General features: G+C 53.0%; 24 protein-coding genes and 1 tRNA gene. 20 read left to right on the forward strand and 5 right to left on the reverse strand.

Features of this window, described 5'->3' with window-relative positions; translation table 11 throughout:
• Positions 1-159: 159 nt before the first annotated feature.
• Entirely contained in the window at positions 160-2,247 is a 2,088-nt protein-coding gene (gene fusA / locus WHS46_04095) for an elongation factor G (protein ID MEJ5347855.1), read from the reverse strand.
• 342 nt (positions 2,248-2,589) lie between these two features.
• Between fusA and WHS46_04100 the strand changes: the two genes are divergently transcribed.
• The 20 genes from WHS46_04100 (at position 2,590) to WHS46_04195 (ending at position 20,630) form a co-directional block, all read left to right on the forward strand.
• Complete coding sequence (locus WHS46_04100; protein MEJ5347856.1) at positions 2,590-3,573, forward strand: tyrosine-type recombinase/integrase; 984 nt, start codon at positions 2,590-2,592, stop codon at positions 3,571-3,573.
• A gap of 191 nt (positions 3,574-3,764) precedes the next feature.
• Positions 3,765-4,328, forward strand: a complete 564-nt coding sequence (hslV, locus tag WHS46_04105) for an ATP-dependent protease subunit HslV (GenBank protein MEJ5347857.1) — start codon at positions 3,765-3,767, stop codon at positions 4,326-4,328.
• Positions 4,329-4,332: 4 nt separating this feature from the next.
• A complete protein-coding gene (gene hslU / locus WHS46_04110) occupies positions 4,333-5,709 on the forward strand; it encodes an ATP-dependent protease ATPase subunit HslU (protein ID MEJ5347858.1) in 1,377 nt (458 codons plus the stop codon).
• A gap of 36 nt (positions 5,710-5,745) precedes the next feature.
• Entirely contained in the window at positions 5,746-6,657 is a 912-nt protein-coding gene (gene argB, locus WHS46_04115; protein MEJ5347859.1) for an acetylglutamate kinase, read from the forward strand.
• Positions 6,654-7,850 (forward strand): aspartate aminotransferase family protein, encoded by a 1,197-nt coding sequence (locus WHS46_04120; protein MEJ5347860.1) that lies wholly within the window; start codon positions 6,654-6,656, stop codon positions 7,848-7,850. The genes argB and WHS46_04120 overlap by 4 nt, the downstream gene beginning before the upstream one ends.
• Positions 7,847-8,761, forward strand: a complete 915-nt coding sequence (gene argF / locus WHS46_04125) for an ornithine carbamoyltransferase (protein MEJ5347861.1) — start codon at positions 7,847-7,849, stop codon at positions 8,759-8,761. Before WHS46_04120 ends, argF begins: the two co-directional genes overlap by 4 nt.
• 124 nt (positions 8,762-8,885) lie before the next feature.
• Positions 8,886-10,106: an argininosuccinate synthase gene (locus WHS46_04130; protein MEJ5347862.1), complete on the forward strand. Its 1,221-nt coding sequence runs from the start codon at positions 8,886-8,888 to the stop codon at positions 10,104-10,106.
• Positions 10,099-11,517: an argininosuccinate lyase gene (gene argH / locus WHS46_04135; protein ID MEJ5347863.1), complete on the forward strand. Its 1,419-nt coding sequence runs from the start codon at positions 10,099-10,101 to the stop codon at positions 11,515-11,517. Before WHS46_04130 ends, argH begins: the two co-directional genes overlap by 8 nt.
• 58 nt (positions 11,518-11,575) lie before the next feature.
• Positions 11,576-12,664: a hypothetical protein gene (locus WHS46_04140; GenBank protein MEJ5347864.1), complete on the forward strand. Its 1,089-nt coding sequence runs from the start codon at positions 11,576-11,578 to the stop codon at positions 12,662-12,664.
• Positions 12,665-12,700: 36 nt separating this feature from the next.
• Positions 12,701-13,951, forward strand: a complete 1,251-nt coding sequence (lysA, locus tag WHS46_04145) for a diaminopimelate decarboxylase (protein ID MEJ5347865.1) — start codon at positions 12,701-12,703, stop codon at positions 13,949-13,951.
• 9 nt (positions 13,952-13,960) lie between these two features.
• A complete protein-coding gene (dapF, locus tag WHS46_04150; GenBank protein ID MEJ5347866.1) occupies positions 13,961-14,821 on the forward strand; it encodes a diaminopimelate epimerase in 861 nt (286 codons plus the stop codon).
• 32 nt (positions 14,822-14,853) lie between these two features.
• Positions 14,854-15,729: a 4-hydroxy-tetrahydrodipicolinate synthase gene (dapA, locus tag WHS46_04155; GenBank protein ID MEJ5347867.1), complete on the forward strand. Its 876-nt coding sequence runs from the start codon at positions 14,854-14,856 to the stop codon at positions 15,727-15,729.
• 20 nt (positions 15,730-15,749) lie between these two features.
• Positions 15,750-16,556 carry a 4-hydroxy-tetrahydrodipicolinate reductase gene (gene dapB, locus WHS46_04160; protein ID MEJ5347868.1) on the forward strand — a complete coding sequence of 269 codons (807 nt, stop codon included), beginning with the start codon at positions 15,750-15,752 and terminating at the stop codon, positions 16,554-16,556.
• 16 nt (positions 16,557-16,572) lie between these two features.
• Entirely contained in the window at positions 16,573-17,739 is a 1,167-nt protein-coding gene (locus WHS46_04165) for an LL-diaminopimelate aminotransferase (GenBank protein MEJ5347869.1), read from the forward strand.
• Between the two features lie 48 nt (positions 17,740-17,787).
• Complete coding sequence (folK, locus tag WHS46_04170; GenBank protein ID MEJ5347870.1) at positions 17,788-18,324, forward strand: 2-amino-4-hydroxy-6-hydroxymethyldihydropteridine diphosphokinase; 537 nt, start codon at positions 17,788-17,790, stop codon at positions 18,322-18,324.
• Positions 18,321-18,584 (forward strand): hypothetical protein, encoded by a 264-nt coding sequence (locus tag WHS46_04175; protein ID MEJ5347871.1) that lies wholly within the window; start codon positions 18,321-18,323, stop codon positions 18,582-18,584. The genes folK and WHS46_04175 overlap by 4 nt, the downstream gene beginning before the upstream one ends.
• Positions 18,581-19,240, forward strand: a complete 660-nt coding sequence (gene fsa, locus WHS46_04180) for a fructose-6-phosphate aldolase (protein MEJ5347872.1) — start codon at positions 18,581-18,583, stop codon at positions 19,238-19,240. The genes WHS46_04175 and fsa overlap by 4 nt, the downstream gene beginning before the upstream one ends.
• Before the next feature lie 32 nt (positions 19,241-19,272).
• Positions 19,273-19,893, forward strand: coding sequence for a lytic transglycosylase domain-containing protein (locus WHS46_04185; GenBank protein ID MEJ5347873.1), 621 nt, complete (start codon positions 19,273-19,275; stop codon positions 19,891-19,893).
• Positions 19,890-20,516: a CDP-diacylglycerol--glycerol-3-phosphate 3-phosphatidyltransferase gene (pgsA, locus tag WHS46_04190; GenBank protein MEJ5347874.1), complete on the forward strand. Its 627-nt coding sequence runs from the start codon at positions 19,890-19,892 to the stop codon at positions 20,514-20,516. Before WHS46_04185 ends, pgsA begins: the two co-directional genes overlap by 4 nt.
• A gap of 39 nt (positions 20,517-20,555) precedes the next feature.
• Positions 20,556-20,630, forward strand: a tRNA-Cys gene (locus WHS46_04195).
• Positions 20,631-20,757: 127 nt separating this feature from the next.
• On the opposite strand, the gene WHS46_04200 is transcribed toward WHS46_04195, so the two are convergent.
• From WHS46_04200 to WHS46_04215, 4 genes are all read right to left on the reverse strand, one after another.
• Entirely contained in the window at positions 20,758-21,564 is an 807-nt protein-coding gene (locus WHS46_04200; GenBank protein MEJ5347875.1) for an ABC transporter ATP-binding protein, read from the reverse strand.
• Complete coding sequence (locus WHS46_04205) at positions 21,561-22,565, reverse strand: iron ABC transporter permease (protein ID MEJ5347876.1); 1,005 nt, start codon at positions 22,563-22,565, stop codon at positions 21,561-21,563. Before WHS46_04205 ends, WHS46_04200 begins: the two co-directional genes overlap by 4 nt.
• The gene (locus WHS46_04210) at positions 22,555-23,625 is read right to left on the reverse strand and encodes an ABC transporter substrate-binding protein (GenBank protein MEJ5347877.1); all 1,071 of its coding nucleotides are present in this window, start codon (positions 23,623-23,625) and stop codon (positions 22,555-22,557) included. The genes WHS46_04205 and WHS46_04210 overlap by 11 nt, the downstream gene beginning before the upstream one ends.
• A 70-nt stretch (positions 23,626-23,695) precedes the next feature.
• Positions 23,696-25,720 (reverse strand): TonB-dependent receptor, encoded by a 2,025-nt coding sequence (locus WHS46_04215; GenBank protein ID MEJ5347878.1) that lies wholly within the window; start codon positions 25,718-25,720, stop codon positions 23,696-23,698.
• Positions 25,721-26,056: the final 336 nt, after the last annotated feature.

Below are 26,056 nucleotides of genomic sequence, written 5' to 3' on the forward strand. Positions count from 1 at the left end.
GGAACTTTGCGGATAAGGAAAAGGCGTCTTGGGTGCAAAGCGGAAAAGAAAAGCGGAACCCGCACCTGGGTTCCGCTTAGCATTTCAAAAGGAGGATTCACGCTTCCTTGGCGCCACGAAACGCTTCGAAAAAACCAGGGAAACGACGCAGCAAACTCATTAACCCTTTTCCGCTTTTTCCGCTTTTGCCGCTTCGATGATCTTTTCTTGAAGTTGAGCCGGCACTTCTTCGTAGTGTGAAAATTTCATGGAAAACATGCCTCGGCCCGCCGTCATGGATCTCAGATCCGGCGCGTATTTCAGCACTTCCGCTAAAGGCACTTGGGCTCGCACAATCTGCTTGTTCCCCTGACTGTCCATTCCCAGGACCTTCCCGCGCCGGGAATTGAGATCTCCGATGACATCCCCGAGACAATCGTCTGGAATGATCACTTCCAAATGTACGATTGGTTCCAGCAAAGTGGGCTTGGCGTCCGCCACAGCCTTCTTAAAGGCCATGGACCCGGCGATCTTAAAGGCCATTTCCGACGAATCCACGGCGTGGTAAGACCCATCGACAAGATCCACCTTGAAGTCGACCACGGGATACCCTGCCACAACACCTTCCTGAGCGGCTTCCACAATACCTTTTTCCACGGCCGGAATGTACTGTCTGGGGATCACACCCCCCACGATCTTGTCCACGAACTGAAAGCCTTCTCCTCTGGGCAAGGGTTCCATTTCGATCCAGCAGTCTCCGTACTGGCCACGTCCTCCGGTTTGTTTCTTATATTTGCCTTGCACCCGGGCTTTCCCTTTAATGGTTTCTTTGTAGGGCACTTTAGGAAGACGCAGGTTGACCTCGACGCCAAATTTACGTTTGAGCTTGTCGATGGTGGCTTCGATGTGGATTTCACCCATGCCCGAAAGGATCATTTCCTTGGTCTCATCATTGCGTTCCAGCTTGAGCGCCAGGTCTTCTTCCATAAGCCGGGCCAGCGAACTGAAAATCTTCTCTTCATCCCCTTTGCTCTTGGGTTCGATGGCCAAAGAATAAACGGCAGCGGGTAGTTCGGGGAAAGGAAACACAACGGGATTCTTTTCGTCACAAAGAGTATCTCCCGTAGTGGTTTCCTTGAGTTTAGCAACGGCCACAATGTCGCCGGGGCCCGCTTCCTGAATCCCTTCCTGCGCCTTTCCTTTGATGCGCAGTAACTGCCCGTAACGTTCCTTGGATTTTTTCGTGCTGTTATAAACGGTGGCATCGGGCTTCATGGTTCCGGAAAAGATGCGTAGCACGGAAAGACGTCCGGCATAAGGATCGCTGATGGTCTTGATAACCAAGCCTGCAAAGGGCGCCGTAGGGTCGGGTTCTCGTACCACTTCGCTGCCGCCATCCAGGGACTTACCCTTCTTGGCTCCTCGATCCAAAGGGGACGGAAAACAGTCCACGATAATGTCCAGCACCTGCGCCGTGCCCACATTGCCGACGCCGGAACCGCAGGCGATAGGGATCAAACGCCCGGCGATGACAGCCCCACGTAATCCTCCGATGATTTCTTCCTGAGTCAATTCCTGGCCTTCCAGATACTTTTCCAAAAGAGCGTCGTTGGCTTCGCAGACGTTTTCCACAAGCATTTCTTTGTACTGAGCCGCCAATTCCAGAACATCCGAAGGCGCCTCCTTGATTTCAAATTTGCCAGTGTCACCCTGGTTGTATATAAAGGCTTTGCCTGTAAGGACGTCTGCTACCCCCTGAAAGTTCTCCGCGCTGCCGATAGGCACGGTCAAGGGCACACATCGAGAACCTAATTGATGCCGAATGTTTTCCACCGTCTTTACAAAATCGGCCCGTTCTCGGTCCATCTTGCTCACAAAGATCATACGCGGCAAATGCAACTCTTCTGCAAATTCCCAGACCTTTTCCGTCTGGACCTTGACACCGTCGATGGCATCCACGACCACCAGAGCCGCATCCGCCCCTTGCAGGGAACTCTTTGTTTCTGCAATGAAGTTGAAATCACCCGGAGTGTCGATGACGGTGCAGGAATGCTTTTTCCATGGAAAGGTATTGAAGGCCGTGCTGATGGTGATCTTACGGCTCACCTCTTCCGGCTCAAAATCCATGACCGAAGTGTTGTCATCCACTTTGCCCAAGCGTGTGGTCACACCCGCCGTAAAGAGCATAGCCTCCGCCAAGGAGGTCTTGCCCGCTCCCCCATGGGAAATAATGGCAAACGTTCGAACCTTGCCGACAGATTCGCTCATGTGTCATTCCTTTCTGCGCCTGTGCCCCGTAATCTGGAGCCATGTCTTCGATGCTTTTCGAAAACCATAAAACGGCGTATCACCGGCCGAATCCGAACCGTTGCGGTGTTTGTGGCGAAAACGGTCAGTGTCGCCGCGGACTTTACGAGGAAAAGCACAAGTGACGTACATAGATGAAGCCCGGCTGAAAAGTCAAGAACAATCCCGAGTTGGCATGGGAAAGAGTCAAGGCGGGGTTTTTCTACGGCCAAGCAAGAAAAGTCTTTCTCTTGAGAGAGTTTTCTGATTTTTTATAGTTTTTCGACGGTGCAATCTTTTCCGGGCCAATGCAGGAGCGTTTCCATGAGTAAGCCATCGGCGTCTCTGCTCCAACGGGTCTTTGAGGACCTTGAGGGGCCGGCGGTTTCGGCGCTTAATAATTTTCTGGAATTTCTTGCGTCCCAAAGGGCTTTGAGCCAGGCTACGGTAAAAAGTTATGGAGCCGACCTGGCCCAGTGGTTTCTTTATCTCGGAAAACTTCTGGGGCGGTCGCGTCTTGAGATGGAAGACCTCTCCGAAACGAACTTACGCCGCTTTGTTTTTCACAGGCATCCACGTCTCGCCAAGAGCAGTCAGGCGCGTTCCCTGGCAACATACCGATCCTTTTTTCGATTTTTGACAGAAAGGTATGAACTGACATCCAATCCCGTTCGATCCCTGCGTTCTCCTAAAGTAAATGTCACGCTCCCGTCCTTTCTTGATGTGGATGATATGGTCGGTTTCCTTAACGACTTGCAAAAAAAAGCCCAAGCCCCCTCCGCCCCTTGGACCAGAGTGCGAGATTGGGCTCTTTTTGAAACGCTTTACTCCACCGGGCTGCGTGTTGGAGAACTGGTTCGACTCAACCGCGACCATGTGGACATGCAGGAGGGTTTGGTGCGTACATTGGGCAAAGGATCCAAGGAACGCATTGTGCCCATAGGGTCCAAAGCGTTGCAAGCCATCGGCAGCTACTTCAAAGCCTTTTACAACCAGTGGCGTGGGCCGTACGATGCGAAAGCCTTGTTTCTCAACGTTCGAGGAACTCGGTTGTCGGATCGTTCCGTGCGTCGTCTTCTGACGGAAAGACTTCGGGATGCCGGCCAATGGCGCCCTTTAAGCCCCCATGGTATTCGCCATAGTTTTGCCACGCACCTTTTAAGTTCCGGGGCGGATCTCAGAAGTATTCAGGAAATGCTGGGGCACGCCGGTCTTTCCACCACGCAGAGATATACTAAGGTCGATCTGGACCATTTAATGAGTGTTTATGACGCGGCACATCCTCGAAGCCGCAAAGAAACACCTTAGGAGGCCGGCCGGGAACGAAAAAGACCCTGCATCGAAGGCTCTAGTTAGGGGCAAGGCGCCGCCTCGCCTCTACGCGAATGTTTCATGGAAGGCGGCCTTCGACCGCTTACGATGCAGGCGGCACGGTCGCGATCCCAGAAAGAAATCTTTCTCGAACAAGGCCTTGGCCCCTGATGCCGGAAAGGAGATGCATGACTCCACAACCCTCATCGCACACTCCATGGGCTCGATGCCATGGAACGACCATCCTGGCCATTCATCGAGACCATCACGTGGTTATGGCCGGAGATGGCCAGGTTACCTTTGGTGACACGGTCATGAAGCAACAGGCTCGTAAAGTGCGAAAAATGTACCATGATCAGATTTTGGCCGGGTTTGCCGGCGCGACCGCTGATGCCTTTACGCTTTTTGAGCGGCTGGAAACCAAACTCGAGCAATACAACGGTAATCTCAAAAGGGCCGCCGTGGAACTAGCCAAGGATTGGCGAATGGATCGTGCGCTGCGACGTCTGGAAGCACTCCTTGTCGCGGCGGATCACACGCAATGCCTGATTTTGAGCGGCACAGGCGATGTCATCGAACCTGATGACGGCTTGGCGGCCGTGGGTTCGGGAGGGCCCTATGCCCTCGCGGCGGCTCGAGCCCTTCTTCTGCACACGGATCTTCCCTTACGTGCGATCGTCGAAGAGGCTATGAAGATCGCCGCTCGGTTATGTATTTACACCAATGAAAACTTTACCATAGAGGAGTTGTGACACCATGCAGCAGCCCTTGACGCCTGCGGAAATCGTGCGCGAACTGGACAAATTCGTTATCGGCCAAAAAGAGGCCAAGCGCATGGTAGCCATTGCTTTGCGGAACCGATGGCGCCGCCAACAGGTACCGGAACACCTGCGTGATGAAATCGCCCCCAAAAACATCATCATGATCGGCCCCACAGGCGTAGGGAAAACCGAAATCGCTCGACGCTTGGCCCGGCTGGCCCAGTCCCCTTTTCTTAAGGTGGAAGCCAGTAAATTCACCGAGGTGGGCTATGTCGGGCGGGATGTGGAATCGATGATTCGAGATCTCACCGATCTGGCGGTGAACATGGTGAGATCAGAAGAGATGGAAGCCGTCCGGGTTAAAGCGGAGGAACTGGCGGAAGAAAAGCTTTTGGATATTCTTCTGCCCCCGTCAAGACGAGGTGTGTCGGGACAGAGTCGAGCCCAGGATGCGGCGGAAACGAGGCAGGATGTGGACGAGGCCCAAAAAGTTGATGCCACACGAGAAAAACTTCGAAAAATGCTGCGCCAAGGGGCTCTGGACGATCGTTATGTGGAATTGGAAGTGGAAGATCGTTCCGTACCTGTCTTTGACCTTTTCGCCAGCGCCGGCATGGAGGAAATGGATTTTAACTTTCGCGAAATGCTAAGCTCGATGCTTCCCAGACGCACGAAGCGGCGCAAGGTAAAAATTCCCGAAGCTCGTGAAATTTTGGTGGAACAGGAATCCCAGAGACTCATCGACATGGACAAGGTCATCCGGCAAGCCATTGAACGGGTGGAACATTCGGGCATCATTTTTATCGACGAAATCGATAAGATCGCCGGGCGTGAAGGCACCCATGGACCTGATGTCTCTCGAGAAGGTGTGCAGCGTGACCTTCTACCCATTGTGGAAGGATCCACGGTCACCACCAAGTACGGCATGGTGCGCACAGACCATATTTTGTTTATCGCCAGCGGGGCTTTCCATATCGCCAAGCCTTCGGAACTGATTCCCGAGCTTCAAGGTCGCTTTCCAATTCGTGTCGAACTTCAGTCCCTCACGAAAGAAGACTTCGTGCGCATCCTTAAGGAACCGGAAAATGCTTTGATCACACAATACATCGCCCTTCTGGCCACGGAAGACGTGACCTTGGTTTTTGACGATGAGGCTATCGAAGAAATCGCGGAAATCGCATATCAGGTGAACGCACGAACGGAAAACATCGGAGCTCGAAGGTTACACACCATCATGGAAAAGCTGCTCTCGGACATTTCCTTCAATGCTCCGGAACTCAAAGGACAAACCCTTCACATTACTCGAGACTACGTGAAACAAACCTTGGAGAATATCGTCAAGGACGAAGATCTAAGCCGCTATATTCTCTAGACAGAGCTTGACTCGGCAAGGAGGAAGACAGCCGTGATGCGAGATGCCGCCGCGTTACTTATCGAGGCCCTACCCTACATTCGTCAGTTTTCGGGAAAAACGGTGGTGATCAAATACGGAGGCCACGCCATGAAAGACGAAGCTTTAAAAGAGAGCTTCGCTCAGGACGTGGTGCTCATGAAATACATCGGCATTCACCCTGTGGTGGTCCACGGCGGAGGACCTCAGATCGGACGTATGTTGGACCGAGTGGGCAAAAAGTCCGATTTTCGCGAAGGCATGCGTGTTACCGACGAAGAAACCATGGATGTGGTGGAAATGGTCCTGGCCGGGAAGGTGAACAAGGAGATTGTGGCTCTGATCAATCGCCATGGAGGGCGTGCCATTGGGTTGAGCGGCAAGGACGGCATGCTCATTGAAGCGAGAAAGATGCACCTTTTCAAATACCTAGGGGATGATCAGCCGCCGGAAATCATAGACATCGGCCTGGTAGGAGAAGTGGAACGAGTCAATGTGGAAATTCTGGAAGTTTTGGAAAAAAGCCATGTCATTCCTGTCATTGCGCCTGTAGGGGTAGGAAAAGCCGGGGAAACGTACAACATCAACGCGGATCTGGTGGCCGGAAAGGTGGCGGCGGCACTTTTCGCCGAAAAACTGGTCCTCATGACTGATGTTCCCGGCGTGCTCAACGCTTCAGGGGAACTCATTTCCAGCCTTACCGTGGCTGAAGCGGCGGAACTCATTCAGGATGAGGTGCTTAAAGGGGGGATGATTCCCAAGGTGCAGTGCGCCATGGATGCTGTTCAGGGAGGCGTGAAAAAGGTGGCTATTCTTGATGGACGTATTCCCCATGCCGTCCTCTTGGAACTGTTTACCGACTCGGGAATCGGCACAGAAATCATCCCTTCTCGACCCTCCAGAAGATTCAAGGAAAGGATCCGTTCATGACACAGGCCGTAATGGAATTGTGCGATCACGTCGTTTGTTCCACATACGCGCGTTACCCCGTGGTTTTGGAAAAAGGCCGAGGCAGCCGGCTGTGGGACACCAACGGCAAGGAGTACATCGACTTTGTGGCGGGGATTGCCGTGTGCAACCTCGGCCATTGTCATCCGGAAGTCACCGAAGTCATTTGTCGTCAAGCCGAAACCCTGGTGCATGTGTCCAATCTGTTTTACACACGCCCTCAGGTGGAACTGGCCGACGCACTACGGCGCCATTCCTTTGCGGACAGAGTCTTCTTCGCCAATAGCGGTGCGGAAGCCAACGAAGCCGCTATCAAGCTTGCTCGAAAGTACAGCCGCGATAAATACGGGCCGGGGCGATTTCATGTGATCACCATGGAAGATTCTTTTCACGGCCGTACCTTGGCCACTCTCTCAGCCACGGCCCAGGAAAAGGTGCACAAAGGTTTCGAACCCCTTGTGGAGGGTTTTCATTTTGTGCCCTATAACGATATCGAGGCCGTACGCCGTGCCATGACCCCCCAAGTGTGTGCCGTGCTGGTGGAACCCATTCAGGGTGAAGGCGGCGTAAGAATTGGAAATAGCGAGTATTTCCGGGAGCTTCGAGCCCTGTGCACGGAGCGGGACGTGTTGCTTATCTTTGACGAAGTACAGGTGGGCATGGGACGCACGGGAACCCTTTTTGCCTACGAGCAATTTCTGGTCTCTCCCGATGTGATGACATTGGCCAAAGCCTTGGGGAACGGGCTTCCCATCGGGGCCATGCTGGCCACGGAACAAGCGGCCCAAGCGTTTACGCCGGGAAGTCACGCCAGCACTTTTGGGGGCACTCCGCTTGTTACGGCCGCCGCCGGCAAGGTTTTGGAAATCATCGCTCAAGAGCCCTTCCTCGCCGCCGTTCGGGAGAAGGGACAGTATTTTTTGGAAAAACTTAGAGAGCTTCAAGCACGGCATTCGGAAAAGGTTATGGACGTTCGAGGCCGAGGATTGATGCTGGGCATGGAACTGGCCGGACCCGGAAAGCCCTTGGTAGAGAAATGCCTAAGCAGGGGTTTTTTGATCAATTGCACTCATGAAACGGTACTTCGTTTCGTGCCGCCTTTGGTTATCGAAAAGGAAGAGATCGACCGCCTTGTGGATGTGCTTGACACGGTGCTCAAGGAGTGGACACCATGAAAAAAGATTTTCTCTCCCTTTGGGATGTGACTCGAGATGAGATCTTTTTCCTCATCGATCAAGCCCTTGAGCTGAAAAAGGACTGGTCTCGAGGATCCCTGGAACCTGTGCTTCAAAGAAAAACCCTTGGGCTCCTCTTTACCAAACCGTCCACGAGAACGCGGGTTTCTTTTGAATGCGCCATGCATCGGCTCGGCGGAGCCTGCACCTTCTTGAGTGTTCAGGATACCCAACTTTCACGGGCGGAACCTCTTTCGGATACGGCAAGGGTTTTGTCCCGCTATCTGGATGCCTTGGTGGTGCGAACCTACGATCACCAGGACGTGGTCACTCTGGCACGCTACGCTTCCATTCCCGTGATCAACGGGTTGACGGACTTCTGTCATCCCTGTCAGGTTTTGAGCGATCTCATGACTGTGGCGGAAAAGAAAAAGCGAGTCGATGACCAAGTGGTGGCATGGATCGGAGACGGAAATAACATGGCCCATTCCTGGATCAACGCTTCGGCGCGTTTGGGTTTTCGATTGAACATTTCCTGTCCGGAAGGTTACTGGCCGTCAGCTCAGGTGCTCGAAAGAGCCCGTCGCGAAGGGATCGCTGACATTGGCTTGTACGAGGACCCTGGGGCGGCCGTCAAGGAAGCGACTGTGATTAATACGGACGTTTGGGCCAGTATGGGACAGGAACACGAAGCGGAAAAACGTCGCAAGGTCTTTCAGCCGTTCCAGGTGAATGCCGCTTTGTTGGCCAAAGCGCCCAAGGATGCTATCGTCCTTCATTGTCTTCCGGCCCATCGAGGTGAAGAAATTACGGAAGACGTTCTGGAAGGGCCGCAATCGGTTGTTTTTGATCAAGCGGAAAACCGGCTGCACGCACAGGCCGCGCTGCTTCGATGGCTTCTCACATCGTAGTATCTCTTGTCAAAATGCGCAATCATCCGTTATGTAGGACGTCTCTCGGTGGGTTTTACGAAACTACAAGGAGAAAAAAACGATAGAGAACCCAGACCCACATGGTAAGGAGAACCGTACGATCATGGGCACAAGCAAAGTGGTTTTGGCCTATTCCGGAGGCTTGGACACTTCGATCATTCTCAAGTGGCTTATTGAAACCTATGACTGCGAGGTCGTGGCTTTTGCAGCCGACCTGGGCCAAGGGGACGACCTCAAGGCCATCGAACAAAAGGCCCTGAACACTGGAGCCGTCAAGGCTCGTGTGGAGGATCTTCGAGAAGAATTCGTTCGAGATTTTGTCTTTCCCGCTTTTCGAGCCAACGTCATTTACGAAGGACAGTACCTCTTGGGAACGGCCATCGCCAGGCCCCTCATAGCCAAAAGACAAGTGGAAATCGCTCAGGAAGAAGGCGCCGATGCGGTCAGTCACGGCGCCACCGGAAAAGGCAACGATCAGGTGCGTTTTGAACTCACCTACACCGCCCTGGCTCCCCATCTTAAAGTCATCGCCCCTTGGCGCGAATGGGACCTCAAATCCCGCCAAGCCCTTTTGGATTTTGCTCATAAACACGGTATTCCCGTCCCTGTCACTCCCGAAAAGCCCTATAGCTGCGATGCAAATTTGCTGCATATCAGCTACGAGGGAGGCATTTTGGAAGATCCATGGAGGGAACCTGACCCGTCCATGTTCACCCTTACAGTGGACCCTCGTGAAGCCCCGGACGAACCGGAAGTGTTGGAATTGGACTTCCTTCGAGGGGATCCTGTCGCAATCAACGGGCAGGCCATGACACCGGCAACTCTGCTTCAGACCCTTAACCGCATCGGCGGTCGTCATGGTGTCGGACGAGCGGACGTGGTGGAAAGCCGGTTTGTGGGCATGAAATCGCGAGGTGTGTATGAGACGCCAGGCGGAACCATTTTGCGTATCGCGCATCGAGCCATGGAATCCATTACCATGGATAGGGAAGTGATGTTCCTTAGAGACTCTCTCATTCCTCAGTACGCCAAACTGATCTACAACGGCTTTTGGTATGCGCCCGAAAGGGTGGCTTTGCAAAGCCTCATCGACACTTCCCAGGAAAATGTCTCGGGCACCGTTCGCTTGAAGCTCTACAAAGGAAACTGCACCGTCATCGGCAGAAAGTCGAACCAGTCCCTTTATGATCCGCAATTGGCCACCTTTGAAGAAGAAGATGTGTATCGGCAAAGCGACGCCACTGGATTTATTCGATTGCAGGGATTACGCCTTCGAGTCCAAAACTTGGTGAAAAGCCGCGCACAAGGACGAACACATGTCTGAAAAGATGTGGCAAGGCCGATTTGAACAGCCCACCGATTCTCTGGTGGAAGAGTACACGGCATCCATTCACTTTGACCGACGTCTCTATCGATACGACATTCAAGGGAGCATGGCCCATTGCCGTATGCTCGCCGAATGCGGCATCATTGCCCATGAAGAAGCGTCCCAGATTATCCAAGGTTTAGGGGAAATTCTTCGGGAAATTGAACGGGGGGAATTGCCTCTCAATGCCGGCCAGGAAGACATTCACATGGCCGTCGAGCAAAGGCTCATGCAAAAGATCGGCGAGGTAGGCGGAAAGTTGCATACCGCCCGCAGCCGAAACGATCAGGTGGCTTTGGACACTAGGCTTTACATGCGGGATGTGGTTCTGGAATGTCGGCGGCTTCTTTTGGAAACCGTGAGTCTTTTGACCGAGCTGGCGGAAAAGAACATCGACATCATCATGCCGGGTTACACCCATCTGCAGCATGCACAACCTGTGCTCCTTTCCCACCATCTCATGGCCTATGTGGAAATGTTTCTTCGAGACGAAGCGCGTCTTGCTCAGTGTTATGAACGGATCAACGTGCTTCCTCTGGGGAGTGCTGCTCTTGCAGGCACCACCTTTCCCATCGACATGGAAAGGACCGCCCGTGCCTTGGGTTTTTCGGCGATTACGCGAAATAGCATGGATGCCGTCAGTGATCGTGATTATTTGATTGAATTTTGTGCGGCTGCGGCCATTCTGATGATGCACGTGAGCCGTTTTGCGGAAGAACTGGTTCTGTGGTCCACTTCGGAATTCGGATTCATCGAGATCAGCGATGCCTTCTGCACCGGCTCCAGCATTATGCCTCAAAAGAAAAACCCTGATGTTCCGGAACTCATGCGCGGGAAAAGCGCCCGCGTTTATGGAAACCTTATGGCTTTACTCACCCTTACCAAAAGCCTACCCCTGACTTACAACCGAGATCTTCAAGAGGACAAGGAACCCGCTTTCGACACGGCCGATACGGTGCGTCAGACTCTGGCCGTCTTCAACAAGATGCTTCCAGAACTCAAGTTTCACAAGGAACGCATGGAAGCCGCCGCGGCTCAGGGCTATGCCCTGGCCACGGAGATAGCGGACTACTTGGTGCGCAAAGGTGTTCCCTTTCGAAAAGCCCATCATGTGGTCGGACAACTGGTGCACCATTGCGAAAGACTCGGTAAGGATTTCACGGACTGTACCGTGGAGGAACTCAAGAAGTTTCACAAGGCTTTGGATGCGGATCTCTTCGGGCTGCTCACATTGCAAAGCGCCGTCGAACGGCGTCTGTCCTTAGGAGGGACAAGCCCACAAAGGGTCCGGGAAGCCATCGGTGCGGTGCGTGTTGAGACCACGAAACGGCTTGAGCGTCTCCATGCCGATGCACCGCATATGTCTTGAGCTCGGTGGCTTCGGTATTTGTTGAGCGCCCGAGGCGGTCATGATAGAGGATGCCATCATGCGCGTATGTCCTTTAAATCTCGGCAAATCCGGAAGGACGTGGCTGTTTCGCACTCCCTTAATGCTCGCCCTGGTTTTTGCGGCAGGCTCCTGCGGAAAAAAAACGTCGCCATGGCCCACAGGCCTTGAAAAGCCGCCTCAGGTGGTCAACATTCGAGCCCAAGTGGTGGACGGGCATGTGGAACTTTCCTGGCCCATTCCCCAGATCTTTCAGCAAAAGAGACAGCCCGGGGATCTTTTGTTTGTCGTGCAACGGGAACACTCGGATCTGCAACGGGCTCAGTGCAGCGAATGCCCTCCGGAAGCTGTAGAAACCCTGGTGCGCATCGATCCTTCGAGCCACGGCCCATGGCAAGTGCAACAAGACGTGGTCCGATGGACGGACACATCCGCAAAACCTGAGGAGGTTTATCGTTATTGGATCGGCATTATGGACAAGAAGGAACGGCTCGTATCCCTTTCGGCATCAGTGCGTGTCCATGTAACCGCGGAGCCGCGACCCCTCAAGAAAGTGGAAACACTTGCCGATTCCCGAGGCCTTCTGGTCCGTTGGGATGCCCCGACAGCGGCAGCCAAGATGCCGGATCCGCAATTGTTCTTTCTTATCGAGAGACGTTTGAAAGGACTGGACTGGGAGCCCTTGAATCCGGAATTGTTTCAGGGAAACAGTTATCTGGATACCTCCGTGGAGCCGCAACGGCTTTATCAGTATCGAGTACGATCGGCCCGTCGAGTTCTGGATGCCGATGTTTTCGGGCCGTGGACGGAAAGCACCTTTACCAAAGCCCCCGAAAAGGTCCCCCCTCCGCCGCCTAAGACCGTTTGGGCTGTTCCCGCTGGCGAAAAAATGGAAGTGCACTGGACGGAATGTCCTCTTCCTGTGGCCGGGTATCATGTGTATCGGCGAGAGGGCAAAACTATTATTCGCCTCACCGCGGAGCCTCTTAAAAACCCTCCTTTCACGGACACCAAGGTGGAACCCAACAAGGTCTATCATTATGCCGTTTCATCGGTCAGCCCCGATGCACCTTATAAGGAAGGGCTTCTTTCCAAGTGGGCGGAAGTGCGCCACGTTCGGTTTAAATAGGATCATCGTCGATGACGGGTTGTTTGGGGAGAAAACATGCACCATTTCGAGTATCGTGACGGAAGATTGTACGGGGAAGATGTCCCCGTGGACACCATCGCTCGGGAAGTGGGAACACCGGTTTACATCTACAGCCGAGCCACGCTGACGCACCATTTTCAGGTCTTTGACGGAGCTTTTTCCCATATTCCTCATTTGACCTGCTATTCCGTCAAGGCCAATTCCAACCTGGCGATTCTGTCTCTTTTTGGATCCTTGGGCGGCGGTGTGGACATTGTTTCGGGAGGGGAACTGTACCGAGCACGACGAGCCGGCATTCCTTCAGCCAAGATCGTCTATTCGGGCGTCGGCAAGACTCGGGAAGAAATCGATGAGGCCCTTTCCGCAGACATTCTCATGTTCAACATCGAATCACGCCAAGAACTGGAGGCCATCAGCCAGAGAGCTCAAGCCTTGGGACGTACCGCTCGCATTGCACTCAGGGTGAATCCCGACGTGGACCCCAAAACCCATCCTTACATTACGACGGGGATGGAAAAAAACAAGTTCGGCATTCGTGTGGAAGAGGCCATTGAAAGTTATCGATACGCCACGAGGCTTCCCAATATTCAGGTGGTGGGAATCGATTGCCATATCGGCAGCCAATTGACCGACATACGACCTTTTGTGGACGCCCTGAAAAGGCTTCGCGTCCTTATGGAACGCTTATACGCTTTGGGAATTGGGGTGCACTATCTGGATCTCGGAGGCGGTTTGGGAATCACCTATGCTGATGAGGAACCGCCCCATCCCGTCGAATACGCCCAGGCGATCCTCAAAGAAATGAACGGGCTTTCCTGCACCTTGGTTTTTGAACCAGGCCGAGTCATTGTGGGGAATGCCGGCATTTTGGTGACCCGCGTGCTGTTTACCAAAACCACGCCAAGCAAGCATTTCGTCATCGTGGACGCGGGCATGAATGATCTGATTCGTCCAAGTCTTTACGGAGCCTACCACCATATTCAACCCGTGATGGTTTCAAACAGAGAATCAATCCCGGTGGACGTGGTCGGGCCCATCTGTGAAAGCGGTGATTTTCTGGCTCGCGACAGGACCTTGCCACGAGTGGTACCGGGAGAACTCTTGGCGGTGATGAGCGCCGGTGCTTATGGTTTCAGCATGGCTTCCAACTACAATTCTCGACGGCGTCCCGCGGAAGTGTTGGTGGACGGTGAAACCTTTCATGTGATTCGTCAGCGGGAAACTTGGGAAGATTTGGTTCGGCTGGAAAACATTCCCCAATGGTGAGGCTGCGCCATGGAGCGTGTTCCCTTCTTTAAGATGACCGGTTCCGGAAACGATTTTATCATCATTGACAACCGACAGGGTATGATCCCTTTAGAAGGAAGCCGGGACTTTGTCAAAGCGGTCTGCCGAAGGAAGCTCTCAGCCGGCGCCGATGGTGTCATTCTCATTGAAAGCGATTCGGAATGCGATTTTTCCTGGCGTTTTTTCAATGCAGACGGCAGTGAAGCGGAAATGTGCGGCAACGGCGCGCGTTGCGCCGCTCGATTCGCTCACCTTCAAGGCATCGTGACCCGAAACACCATGACCTTTCGAACTCTTGCCGGAACAATTCAAGCCCAGGTGGATGGCATACGTGTGCGCGTGCAAATGACCCCTCCTCACGGCTATGAACCGAATCTGGAAGTTTCGATACAGGGGCAATCGCTGCGCGTCCATTTTATCAACACAGGGGTGCCTCACGTGGTGCTCTTTCTTGATTCCCCAAATCAACTTTCCCAGTTTGACGTTTTCTCCATCGGACGGGCTCTGCGTTACCATTCCCGTTTCGCCCCAGCCGGTACCAACGCCAATTTCGTCACCGTTCTTGGACCATCCCAACTCAAGATCCGAACTTATGAACGTGGCGTGGAAGATGAAACCTTGGCTTGCGGTACCGGATCCATTGCTGCGGCTCTAATTGCTACCGCTCAAGGCCTTGTGCGACCTCCCGTGCAGGTGGAAACCCAAAGCGGTGAAACACTGGTGATTCATTTTCAAGAAAGTGGCGGGGAATTTCGTGATGTCTTTCTTGAGGGGGATGCCAAAGTGGTTTACGAAGGCCTTTTGTGGAATGAGACGCTCGGTGCGGCATCCAAGAGTCAGAATGTTTAAGATTCCGTAGTCCTAGAAACAAGGAGGGAATCATGTTTCAAGGAGCCTTTGTGGCCATTGTCACGCCATTTCAAAACGGGCGCATCGATGAACCGGCTTTGAGGGATCTTATTGAATTTCAAATCGAAAACGGCACGCACGGCATTGTCCCCTGCGGCACCACAGGGGAATCGGCGACCCTGAGCCATGAAGAACACGAACGCGTCGTGGAAATCACCGTGGATCAGGTTAAAAAACGTGTCCCGGTCATCGCGGGCACTGGATCCAACAACACTTCGGAAGCCATTCGATTGACCAAGCATGCCAAAGAATGCGGTGCCGATGCAGCCCTTATGATTACACCGTATTACAACAAGCCGACACAGGAAGGTCTTTACCAGCATTTTCAACAGGTGGCCGAAGCGGTAAATCTTCCCATCATTCTTTACAACATTCCGGGTCGTACCGCCGTCAACATGGAACCGGAAACCATCGCGCGTTTGGCTCAAATCCCCAATATCGTGGGGGTCAAAGAGGCTACGGGCTCCATGAAACAGATTACGGACATCCTTCGTCTATGTGGCAAAGACTTCGTCGTTCTTTCCGGGGAAGATTACCTCACGTTTCCTCTCATGTGCGTGGGCGGTAAAGGGGTTATTTCCGTGGTCTCCAATATCGCTCCACGGGATATGGCCGACATGTGTACCCATTACTTGGAAGGCCGTTTTCAGGAAGCTCAAACGCTTTACTACAAGCTTTTACCCCTATGCCATGCCATGTTCGTGGAAACCAACCCCGCTCCGGTGAAAGCCGCTCTCAAAATGATGGGAAAGATTCCCAGCGATGAGGTCCGTTTACCGCTGGTCAGTTTGGGTGCTTCTAGTAAGGCAAAAGTGGAACAAGCCCTGAGAGATTATGGTCTGATCTAGGATCCAAGGAAGGAGCCGCCATGGTCAAAGCAGCGGTAGCCGGCATCGGAGGCCGGATGGGATCGCGCATCGGGCAAATCCTGAGCCAAACAGAAGGCATTACACTGGTCGGGGGTCTTGAACGACCGGGGCATACCGCCGTGGGATGCGATCTCGGACAATTGAGCGGAACTCAACCCATGGGTATCGCCGTGGAAGATTCGGTGGAAAGCGTCCTTCAGCGCTGCGATGTTTTGATTGATTTCACAGCCCCGGAAGCTTCCCTGAATCATCTCAAAGCGACAGCGGCGGCCGGTAAAGCCATGGTCATCGGCACCACGGGATTTAGTCCGGACCACATGAAAGAGATTCGAACACTTACCCGGAAGATTCCTTGTGTGCTGGCCCCGAACATGAGCGTCGGCGTCAATGTGTTATTTAAAATCGTTCGGGACCTTACCCGCCTCTTGGGCCCTGACTATGATGTGGAAATTGCGGAAGTGCATCATCGTTTCAAAAAAGATGCACCCAGCGGAACGGCCATTCGATTGGCCGAAGCGGTGGCTCAGGCACGAGAGCAAAACTTGGATCAGGTAGGGCTGTATAGCCGTCACGGCTTTATCGGGGAAAGGCCTCGAGACGTCATCGGGGTTCAGACCTTGCGAGGCGGGGACGTGGTGGGGGAACACACCGTGTTTTTCTTCGGCATGGGAGAACGTATCGAGGTGACCCATCGTGCCCACAGCCGGGAAAACTTCGCCCGTGGTGCCGTCACCGCCGCCAAATGGGTGGTGGGAAAACCGGCGGGCTTGTACAGTATGCTTGATGTCTTGGGGATTGCAGACTGATGGAGCGGAGGCACTCATGAATGTGGATTTTGCGGATCGTGTGAAAAATCTTCCCCCTTACCTCTTTAAGGAAATCGATCGCCTTAAAGCCGAACTTCAGGCCAAGGGTGTGGATGTAATCAATCTGGGCGTGGGAGATCCGGATCTGCCGACGCCATCCCATATCATCGAACGTCTCAAAACGGCTGCAGAGGATCCCGCGAACCATCAGTATCCTTTGTATTCGGGAATGAATGCCTTTCGGGATGCGGTGGCCCGCTGGTATAAGCGACGCTTTCAAGTGGATCTGGACCCTGCCACACAGGTTCTCACGCTTATCGGATCCAAGGAAGGAATTGCCCATCTGCCTTTGGCTTTCATCAATCCCGGGGATACGGCCCTGGTTCCCAGCCCCGCTTATCCCGTCTATCAGGTGGCGGTCATGTTTGCGGGCGGAACATCGCACCTGATGCCTTTGCTCAAAGAAAACCATTTCCTTCCGGATTTGGATGCCATCCCTGAAGAGACGGCGCGACGTGCAAAGCTGCTTTTCATCAATTATCCCAACAATCCCACGGGAGCTGTCGCTGATGCGGCCTTCTTCGAAAAGGTGGTGGCTTTCGCCAAGAAGTACCAAATCATCGTGTGTCACGATGCCGCGTATTCGGAAATGGCTTTTGACGGCTATCGTCCCATGAGCTTTCTGGAAGTGCCGGGTGCCTTGGATGTGGGGATCGAGTTCCATTCGCTGTCCAAGACTTACAACATGACCGGATGGCGAATCGGTTTCGCCGTCGGCAACGCCCAGATCATCTCCGGGCTGGCCCAGATCAAGAGCAACGTGGACTCGGGTGTCTTTAACGCAGTTCAGCTCGCAGGTGTGGAAGCTCTGGACGGCGACCAAAGATGTGTTCAGGAAATGCAGGCGATCTATCAGGAACGACGGGATATTCTCATCGAAGGGCTTCGTCGCGCCGGACTTGAGGTGCAGCCTCCCAAGGCCACCTTTTATGTGTGGTGTCCCACTCCTAAGGGCTTGTCGTCCACGGATTTTACGGCGAAATTGCTCAAGGAAGCCGGGATCGTCACCACGCCGGGAAGTGGATTCGGCGCACCAGGTGAGGGCTATGTGCGCATGGCTCTAACTGTCGACAAGGCACGTTTGCGCGAAGCCGTCGATCGCATTCTCAAACTTCGTTGGTAATCCCGACACAAAGGAAATCGCCGGCAACGCAACAAGACAGAAGACCCCATGCCGCACCGAGACGAACCTTGCACATCCGGTATCTTAACGCTCATCGGCTTTGGGGCCAATGTGGGTAACCCTACCCAAGATGCCGAAGGAAACTGCCGTGAAGCCGTTGGAATCCTAAGGCAGCTAAAAGGATTTCGGCTCCTTGCGACCTCCGCTTTGTACCGCACGGAACCCATCGGGTATACGAACCAACCGTGGTTTATTAACGGGGTGGTTCTGGGGGAAACCGTCTTGAGCCCTCGGGATCTGTTAAGGGCGCTTCTTGATGTGGAAAAGACTTTCGGGCGGGTGCGCACCACCCGCTGGGGACCTCGCCCTCTGGACCTGGATATCATCTTCTATGGGAATCTCGTGATGGATTCGAAAGACCTGGTTATTCCTCACCCTCGAGCTCACGAACGTCGATTCGTTCTGGAACCTGCCTACGAAGTGTGCCCGGACTACGTGCATCCCGTTTTGGGTGTTTCGGTGCGGGAATTGTTGCATCGACCCGAAGTTCAGGCCCAGGACGTTCAGCGGTGGAAAAGCCTATGATTCGGCTTCTGATTCTTGCCCTGATCATTTACGCCGTGTATCGATACCTCAAACCTCGGCTGGGAAGTTCAGGAGGTTCGAACAACGAGGTCAAGGATTCCCAAGAAGCCGAACTCATCAAGGACCCGGAGTGCGGGGCCTATTTTTTGAGAAATAAAGGGGTGTCCGCGTGGATTGACGGAAAGGCCGTATTTTTTTGCAGCGAATCATGCCGTGACGCCTACCTTGATCGACGAAGAAAGGAGACCGAAAAGAGATGAAGTTTTTTATCGATACGGCAAATTTGGATGAAATTCAAAAGGCTCACGCGCTGGGTGTTCTGGACGGTGTCACCACCAACCCGTCCTTGATCGCCAAGGAAGGCATCGCGGATCGTGAAAAGTTTCGAGCGCACATCAAGAAAATCTGCGAGATTGTGCAGGCTCCCGTCAGCGCGGAAGCGGTGAGCACCACGGCGCAGGAAATGATCGCCGAAGCCCGGGAACTGGCGGCTATCGACGATCATGTGGTGGTCAAGATTCCCATGACCGAAGAAGGACTCAAGGCGGTCAAGGTCTGTGCCGATGAAGGTATCAAGACCAATGTGACATTGGTCTTTTCTCCTCTGCAAGCCTTGTTGGCGGCTAAAGCAGGGGCGACCTACGTCAGCCCGTTTGTGGGACGTTTGGATGATATCGCCGCCTCCGGTATGCAGGTGGTGTCTCAGATTGTGGACATTTTTTCCAACTACCTTTTTGATACGGAAATCATTGTGGCAAGTATTCGAAATCCAATCCACGTTCTGGAGGCGGCTCGCATGGGCGCCGATATCGCCACCATCCCTTACGCCGTCATCGCTCAGCTGGTGCGCCATCCCTTGACGGATGTGGGATTAGAAAAGTTCTTGAAGGATTGGGAAAAAGTCGAGAAAAGATAGACCGGTTCGGCTTAAAGATGAGGAGGACGAAGATGTTGAATTCAAGCGCAGCACATTTTCGCCTCTCCCCACACGTCTTGGCTTTCGTACTCACCGTGGTGCTCCTGAAAGGCACCACGGGGCAAAGCGCTTATGCCGGAGCGATTTACAAGTACGTGGATGAAAAAGGTGTGGTCCATTTCACCAACGTTCCAACCAGTCCGCGGTTCCAGAAGGTTTCCCTGCCGCCTTTACCCCAGGTTACGCAACCACTGCGCACAATGGACTCGCCTTACGAGGTGCATATTTTCAGGGCTTCGCAAATGCATGGCATTGATCATCGATTGATTCGAGCGGTCATCAAGGCGGAATCCAACTTTAACCCGAGGGCGGTCTCTCCCAAAGGCGCTATGGGACTCATGCAACTGATGCCGCAAACGGCAAGGGAAATGGGGGTTTCAGATCCCTTTGATCCCATGCAAAACATCTTCGGAGGAACACGATACCTCAAGGAAATGCTCCAGCGTTTTGACAACAGCCTTTTGCTGGCGCTGGCGGCCTACAACGCCGGTCCACAAACGGTGGAACTTTACGGAGGCATTCCACCTATTCCTGAAACGAACGCATACCTTCGAAATGTGCTGCGCCATTACATGCAGTACAAGAGGCAATGATTCGAGACGACTTTTCCCGAAAAAACCTGACGGCTCTGCCTAACCTTCTGACCTACCTGAGGGTTTTGGCCATTCCTGTCATCATCATGATCTTGATGCCCCCTGCGTCGGGACACAAGTTCAATGCGGCTTTTGTTTTGTATGTGGCGGCATCTTTGACAGACTATCTGGACGGCATTTTGGCCCGGCGCCACAACCTTGTGACTTCCGTCGGGAAACTTCTAGACCCTTTGGCGGATAAACTCCTTACCTGCGCCGTGCTCATCATGCTCATCGAACTGGGTAAGGTTCACGGCTGGATGGTTTTTCTCATCATCGGTCGAGAATTCATCATCACCGGGCTACGTTCTATTGCCGCCGGCCATGGATTGATTCTGGACGCCAGCCGCATGGGCAAGAACAAGATGGTCTCCCAAACCGTGGCCATCTTGTGTCTCCTTCTTCACCTGGAAAGGTTTCAGCATGCCTTGTGGCTCACGGGAACGGCTTTTCTGTGGATCTCTTTAGCTTTTGGATACTGGTCGGCGGGAGCTTACTTTGTGGATTTCTACCGTAAGGCCAAAGCCGTTCATGCTTCTCCGGCACGAGCCACCCCTCAAGGAACCGCGCAAACTGATTCTTGACACGAGAGCCTGTTTCCGTTAAGCAGAGGATACAGCTGCGGCGGCATACCCAAGTGGTAAGGGAGCGGTCTGCAAAACCGTTATTCACCGGTTCGAATCCGGTTGCCGCCTCCAGAAAAAACCAGGGCCGATTTTTTAACGATCGGCCCTTTTTTATCTTTCCTTTCTCGGCTGTTTTCCTTAGGTGAGTCCCCTGCCATTCCCTCCCCTTTCAAGAAGCCGAAAGGCACCCCAAACGCCATCAGGAATGAACTGCAGGTACCACCACGGCGCGATCCTTCCAAGATAGGGTGTCAAGTGCCATGCCATAGACGCGCTGAAGCAGCGTGGAAGACCACGGCACTGTTCCGGGATCCGGAGTGAGGACTTGGCCGTCGACAAGAAAGAGAAAATCGTTTCCATGCCAAAACGCCAGATTTGGATCATGCAAAATGGCGACAACGGTCATTTCCGGGCACAGAGAATTCCGAATGAGTTCAAGAAGACGGTTGGCGTTGACAAAATCCAGATGCGATGTGGGTTCGTCCAAAAGAAGAAGGCGAGGTTTTTGAGCCAGAACCCGCGCGATAAGCACCAACTGCTGTTCCCCGCCGGAAAGATCCGTATAGGGCTTTCGAGCCAGGTGCTCGATTTTTAGCCGTGCCAGAGCCTCCAAGGCGGCTTCACGGTCTTTGGCTTTTGGCGTTAGGCCCACATGGGCCGCTCGACCCGTAAGAACCACATCGAGCACTCGAAACGGGAAAATCGCGGAATGGTGCTGCGGCAAAAAGCCCACAATCCGTGTTCGATCCCGAAAATCAAGGTCATGAAGGTTGTGTCCGAAAACGGTCACGGAACCCTGCAACGGTTTGAGAAGACCTACAATGATACGAAAAAGTGTGGATTTACCGCTGCCGTTTCGTCCCATGACCACGGTAAAGCTTCCCGGCGCTACACGAAAAGTCACATCCCGAAGCACTTCCAAGCCGTCGTAGGCAAAGGTTACCTTATGAACCAAAAGTGCTTCCGAATCTTGGTTTGATAAGATTTGTTTTTGCATCGTTTTCATGCATGCCAGCCCAGTTGGGTTCGACGGAGCAGAAAAATGAAAAAGGGACCTCCTACAAGCGTCGTGAAAATGCCGATGGGCAGTTCAAAGGCGGTGAGGGACCGCGCCAGATTGTCCATGAACAAAAGAAAAGCTCCACCGAAAAGCATGCAGGCGGGAATGCCTAGACGGTTGTCCGGCCCAAGAATCATCCGCACCATGTGGGGAACCACAAGACCCACCATGCCGATGACCCCGGCCGCCGCCACGGCTGCAGAAGCCGCCAGGGTGGCAGGAATAAGCATCTTCAGCTTTTCTCTTTCAGGATGAACCCCGACGGCCCAGCTTTCCTGATCCCCCAAAGCCAAAACATTCATGCGCCAACGCAACAGGAACATTCCCAGGTAACCCAGAACCAGAAACGGAAGACAATCTCTTAGCCTTTTCCAATCCGCATTGTGCATATTACCCATGGTCCAATGAACGATGGACTGAAGTTTGAAAGGGTCACTTAGGAATTGGATCACCGTCAGGAGCGCGGTAAAAACCCCGGATACAATAATGCCTGAAAGCACCAAGGTCACGGGGCTCACCGTTTTCCCGATGCGTCCTAAAAAGTAGCTGCACCCCACAGCCCCCAATCCAAAAAGAAAAGCCGATGGATAAACAGGAAGGATAGATGTGGCCAGAGCCAAAGCCGTGCCGAAAGCAGCGCCCGAAGATAGTCCCAAAACATAAGGAGAAACTAGGGGATTACGAAATATAGCTTGTAGAGTGGCTCCAGAAGACGCCAAGGCTCCCCCTACAAGAAAGGCGAGAAGCACACGGGGAATACGAATATCCCAGAGAATGGCCCGCACCAGATCGGCGTTTTCAGGTTTCGGGGTTCCCAAAACCATAGCCTTGAGAAATTCCACCACATCCTGAGCCGAAAACACATCGGACGGACCAATGAGCAAGGAAGCAAACACCAGAGGCCACGGGACACCAAAGACAAGAAACCGTCGCGTTCTAGAACACATGATCGGCTACGGATCCCACAGCTTTGGAGTTATAAAGTCTCTCAAGAAAAACACGGCGCCTTTGGCGAACATCCTCGTGGGAGATGACCTCGGGGTAAAGCCAGTGGGCCAGTGTGATCACGGCGATGGGATATTTCAGGGTCCAAAGATCGCAGGTGAAAATGTCCGGCAATTCATACACGCGTCGATTCTGCACGGCTTTGACGGAGCGCCATCGGAGATCCGCAAGGATGTGCGAAGGGTTGCGCTGGCTGTTGACCCACATGACCACTACATCGGGATTGGCTTGAAGCACCTTTTCCCAGCGAACCACCGCGTGTTCGTGAGGGAGATCTCCAAAGGCGTTCCGACCACCAGCCGCTTCAATGAGGTCGTTTACAGTGGATGGGGCGCCTGAGGTTTCCAGATCTCCCTGCGCCCACATGAAATAGACGACAGGTGGCGAGTCTGCCGAGCGAGTAGCGATCAGACGCCGAACCCATGCCATTTCCTCTTCTACCATGAGGTTCAGCTCCTGGGCTCGAGCCTCGGAACCCGTGAGCCTTCCCAAAGCCTCAATTTCACGGTGCACGTCAGAAAACCGTTCGATGAACACGCCAAAAACCCTGAGACCTCGGCTTTCCAAGGATCGAATGGCTTCCGTCTGATGAGCCCAAAGAATGACCAGGTCAGGCTGTAGTGCGACCACCGATTCCACGTTGATAAAATCCCAGTTGCCCGGAGCCGCCAAGGCCCTGGATCGAATCCTTTCGTCCAACGCTTCGTAGTAGGGTCTGATACTTCCATCATAGACATTGGTGGAAATCCCGACCACACGATCCGCTACACCCAGCATGTATAAGGCCGAAAGGGCACTTTCAATGAGGCACACAATTCTTTGAGCCGGTTGAGGCAACTCAACGCGTCGCCCCCGAAAATCGACGGCATCAACCGGTTCTGCAGCACTGGGGCCTGCGAAGCCTTCTTCCCAAAGCAGAAAGAAGAAAGCAGTCAATAGAAAGATAAATAAAAGACGCCCCGCTGAAACGGACTGTCTCAGGTTATACCAGCGAGGCTTCATAGAGCTGGTCTTCAAAAGGTGAGCATTGGGGAAGGCCCCTCGAAGCCGCGAAGGGTCTTTCCGCCGAAACTTAGAAGACAAACTTGAAACCTCCCGTAAACGCAAATCCTGGATCCTGGAATTGCCATGGCATTTCAAACTCATTGTCGGTGAGATTATAGAACTGTGCGTAGAAGGACAAGGTGGTGATGTCTTTTTTATGAAGGATTTTTTCCACATAAGCGTTCAAGACTTCATAACCGGAAAATTGGTTTCGGTTTTGCTTGGAAGTACTGTCGTAGATTTTTCCAGCAAGATGGAGATAAAGACTGACCTTGAGGTCATACGGCAGATTCAAGTCCACTCCAATATTGCCCATGTTTTTGGGAACGAACGGGACTTCCGCGCCGTCCATATCCGGATCCTTTTTGTTTTCAATTTCCGTGTCCGTATACGTGTAGTTGGCAAAGCAGCGCATCCAAGAAACAGGGCTGTAATGTGCTTCCAGTTCGAAACCCCTGGACCTGGTATCTCCTGCATTGATGTCTTGAGCCTGAGACGGCTTTTGACTCACGACCACCTGCACGATCTGGTCATCGACCATGTTATAGAACCCACGCACACCAAAGCCCACATTTTTCCAGGGTTTCCAGTCCACCCCCAGATCCAATCCCACTCCCGATTCAGGTTTCAGGTCGGGATTGGGTAACCGCCCGTCCTTTCCGGGCACACCCCGATCTGAAGATCGCAACGTGCCGCCTACGGAATGAATCGAAGGGGCCACAAAACTGGTTCCCACATTGGCGTACACGGCGAAATCATCCCAAAAGGCATGGCGCACGCCCGCGCTCCAAAGCCACTTATCCCAAGATGCCGATTCATCCTCAGGAGATTTTCCTCCTAAAAGGTCTATATCGTGTTTTGTGTAGGCGTAACGACCTCCCAATCGAAACACGGTACGACCCCAAACCAATTCCTCCTGAGCGTATACTCCGTATTGGACCGCGTCGGCATCGTTGGAGACCAAACGAGCCCCTGAATCTGTGTAAGTTTTATAAGAGGCCGTTTGAAAATCCGTACCTATCGTCAGCAAGCTGCCTTGCCAATGTTCAAAAGCGATAGAAAAATCTCCAGGAACGATCGCCTGACGCACACCCCCTTTTTCTCGAAGGGAAAGATTTGTCGGATAATTGTCCTCTTCCCAGGAACGATCGTAGTTGCGATAACCCAGCTTGGCCGAAAGGGTAAAGGCGTCGCTCAGCGGCAGTTGATAAGCGGAATGGATTGTCCAGTACTCATGATCAAACCCTCTGTTGGGACGACCCGCATCCCCTTGGTGATTGGTGTGGTTTACAAAAAAAGAGACTTTGTGCTTTTCGTTCCCGTTAATGAACCATGTGGTCCTACCGTAAAACTTGGTCTTTTGGTACTCGGGATCATCGATCATGTTGAGCCAGGAATCTTTGGTGCCGTAATTGGTGTAATCGGAATTTTCAACACTGGCTCCCAGAAAGAAATGAACATTTCCAAGGGGTTGTTGATGCAGTATCCGGCCGCCAAAGGTTGCGTAGGAACCATAGGAAGTATCGATAAAGGTTTCAGGTCTTGAGAAACGCTCCTTTAACAAAATGTTGGTTGTGCCGGTAAGCGGACTTTGATTCCCGGCGAAATCCATTCCAAGGTAATTGGGATAGAGCACGGCGGCAGGACCACGCTGAACTTCGATGCGATCAAAGGTCAAAAGTTCCAGGGCTTGAGGTTCAACGAAAACATCAATGGGAAGTCCTTCCAGCATGTAGGTGTTATACTTCTGAGAAAGGCCTCCCACAGAACCCCAATTGGCATCGTTACGAGAAAGGACACTGCTGAAAACTCCCGACTGGTAAATGAGATAGTCCGCGATGTTTCGGTGTCCCGAAACAATGACCGACAAATCCTGAGAATCCAACATGTCCACCTTTTGGGTGACATTGCCGGCCGTGCGAGGGAGTTTGGAGGCCGTCACCACCACGGGCTCCATTGTTTCGTTCGCGTTCACGCCTGCCGGCTCCAGAACCACCCATAATGTCAAAGCCAATGCCACACACAAAAACTCACACCCGCCCCTTTTGCTCATACCTTCCTCCTCATGGAAAATAGAGTCAGACTACCCGTGCCGCTTGACGCAGCAAGCAACACGACTACGCAAAAAGGAGCCTTCGTGGCCCTGGTTTTATGAGTAAGAAAAGGAATTATGGAAAAACAAGGCATGCCCCTCCTCTTCGGGGCATGACATCTCAGATTCCGGCCCTTTCAAGAACCGGCTGTTTTATTGGAACAGGTCGGTTCTGGTTAGCAAAGATGGTTTCGGTCGTCAAGGCCTATAAACCAACCGCGGAAAGGCTAGGAGATCTTGCCTTACGTCGCTATTTGTGAAATAAGCTACTCAGCGAAAGACATGGTTTTTAGACAT

Origin of the sequence: Desulfosoma sp. (genome assembly GCA_037481875.1) — a bacterium.
In the GTDB taxonomy this organism is placed as follows: domain Bacteria; phylum Desulfobacterota; class Syntrophobacteria; order Syntrophobacterales; family DSM-9756; genus Desulfosoma.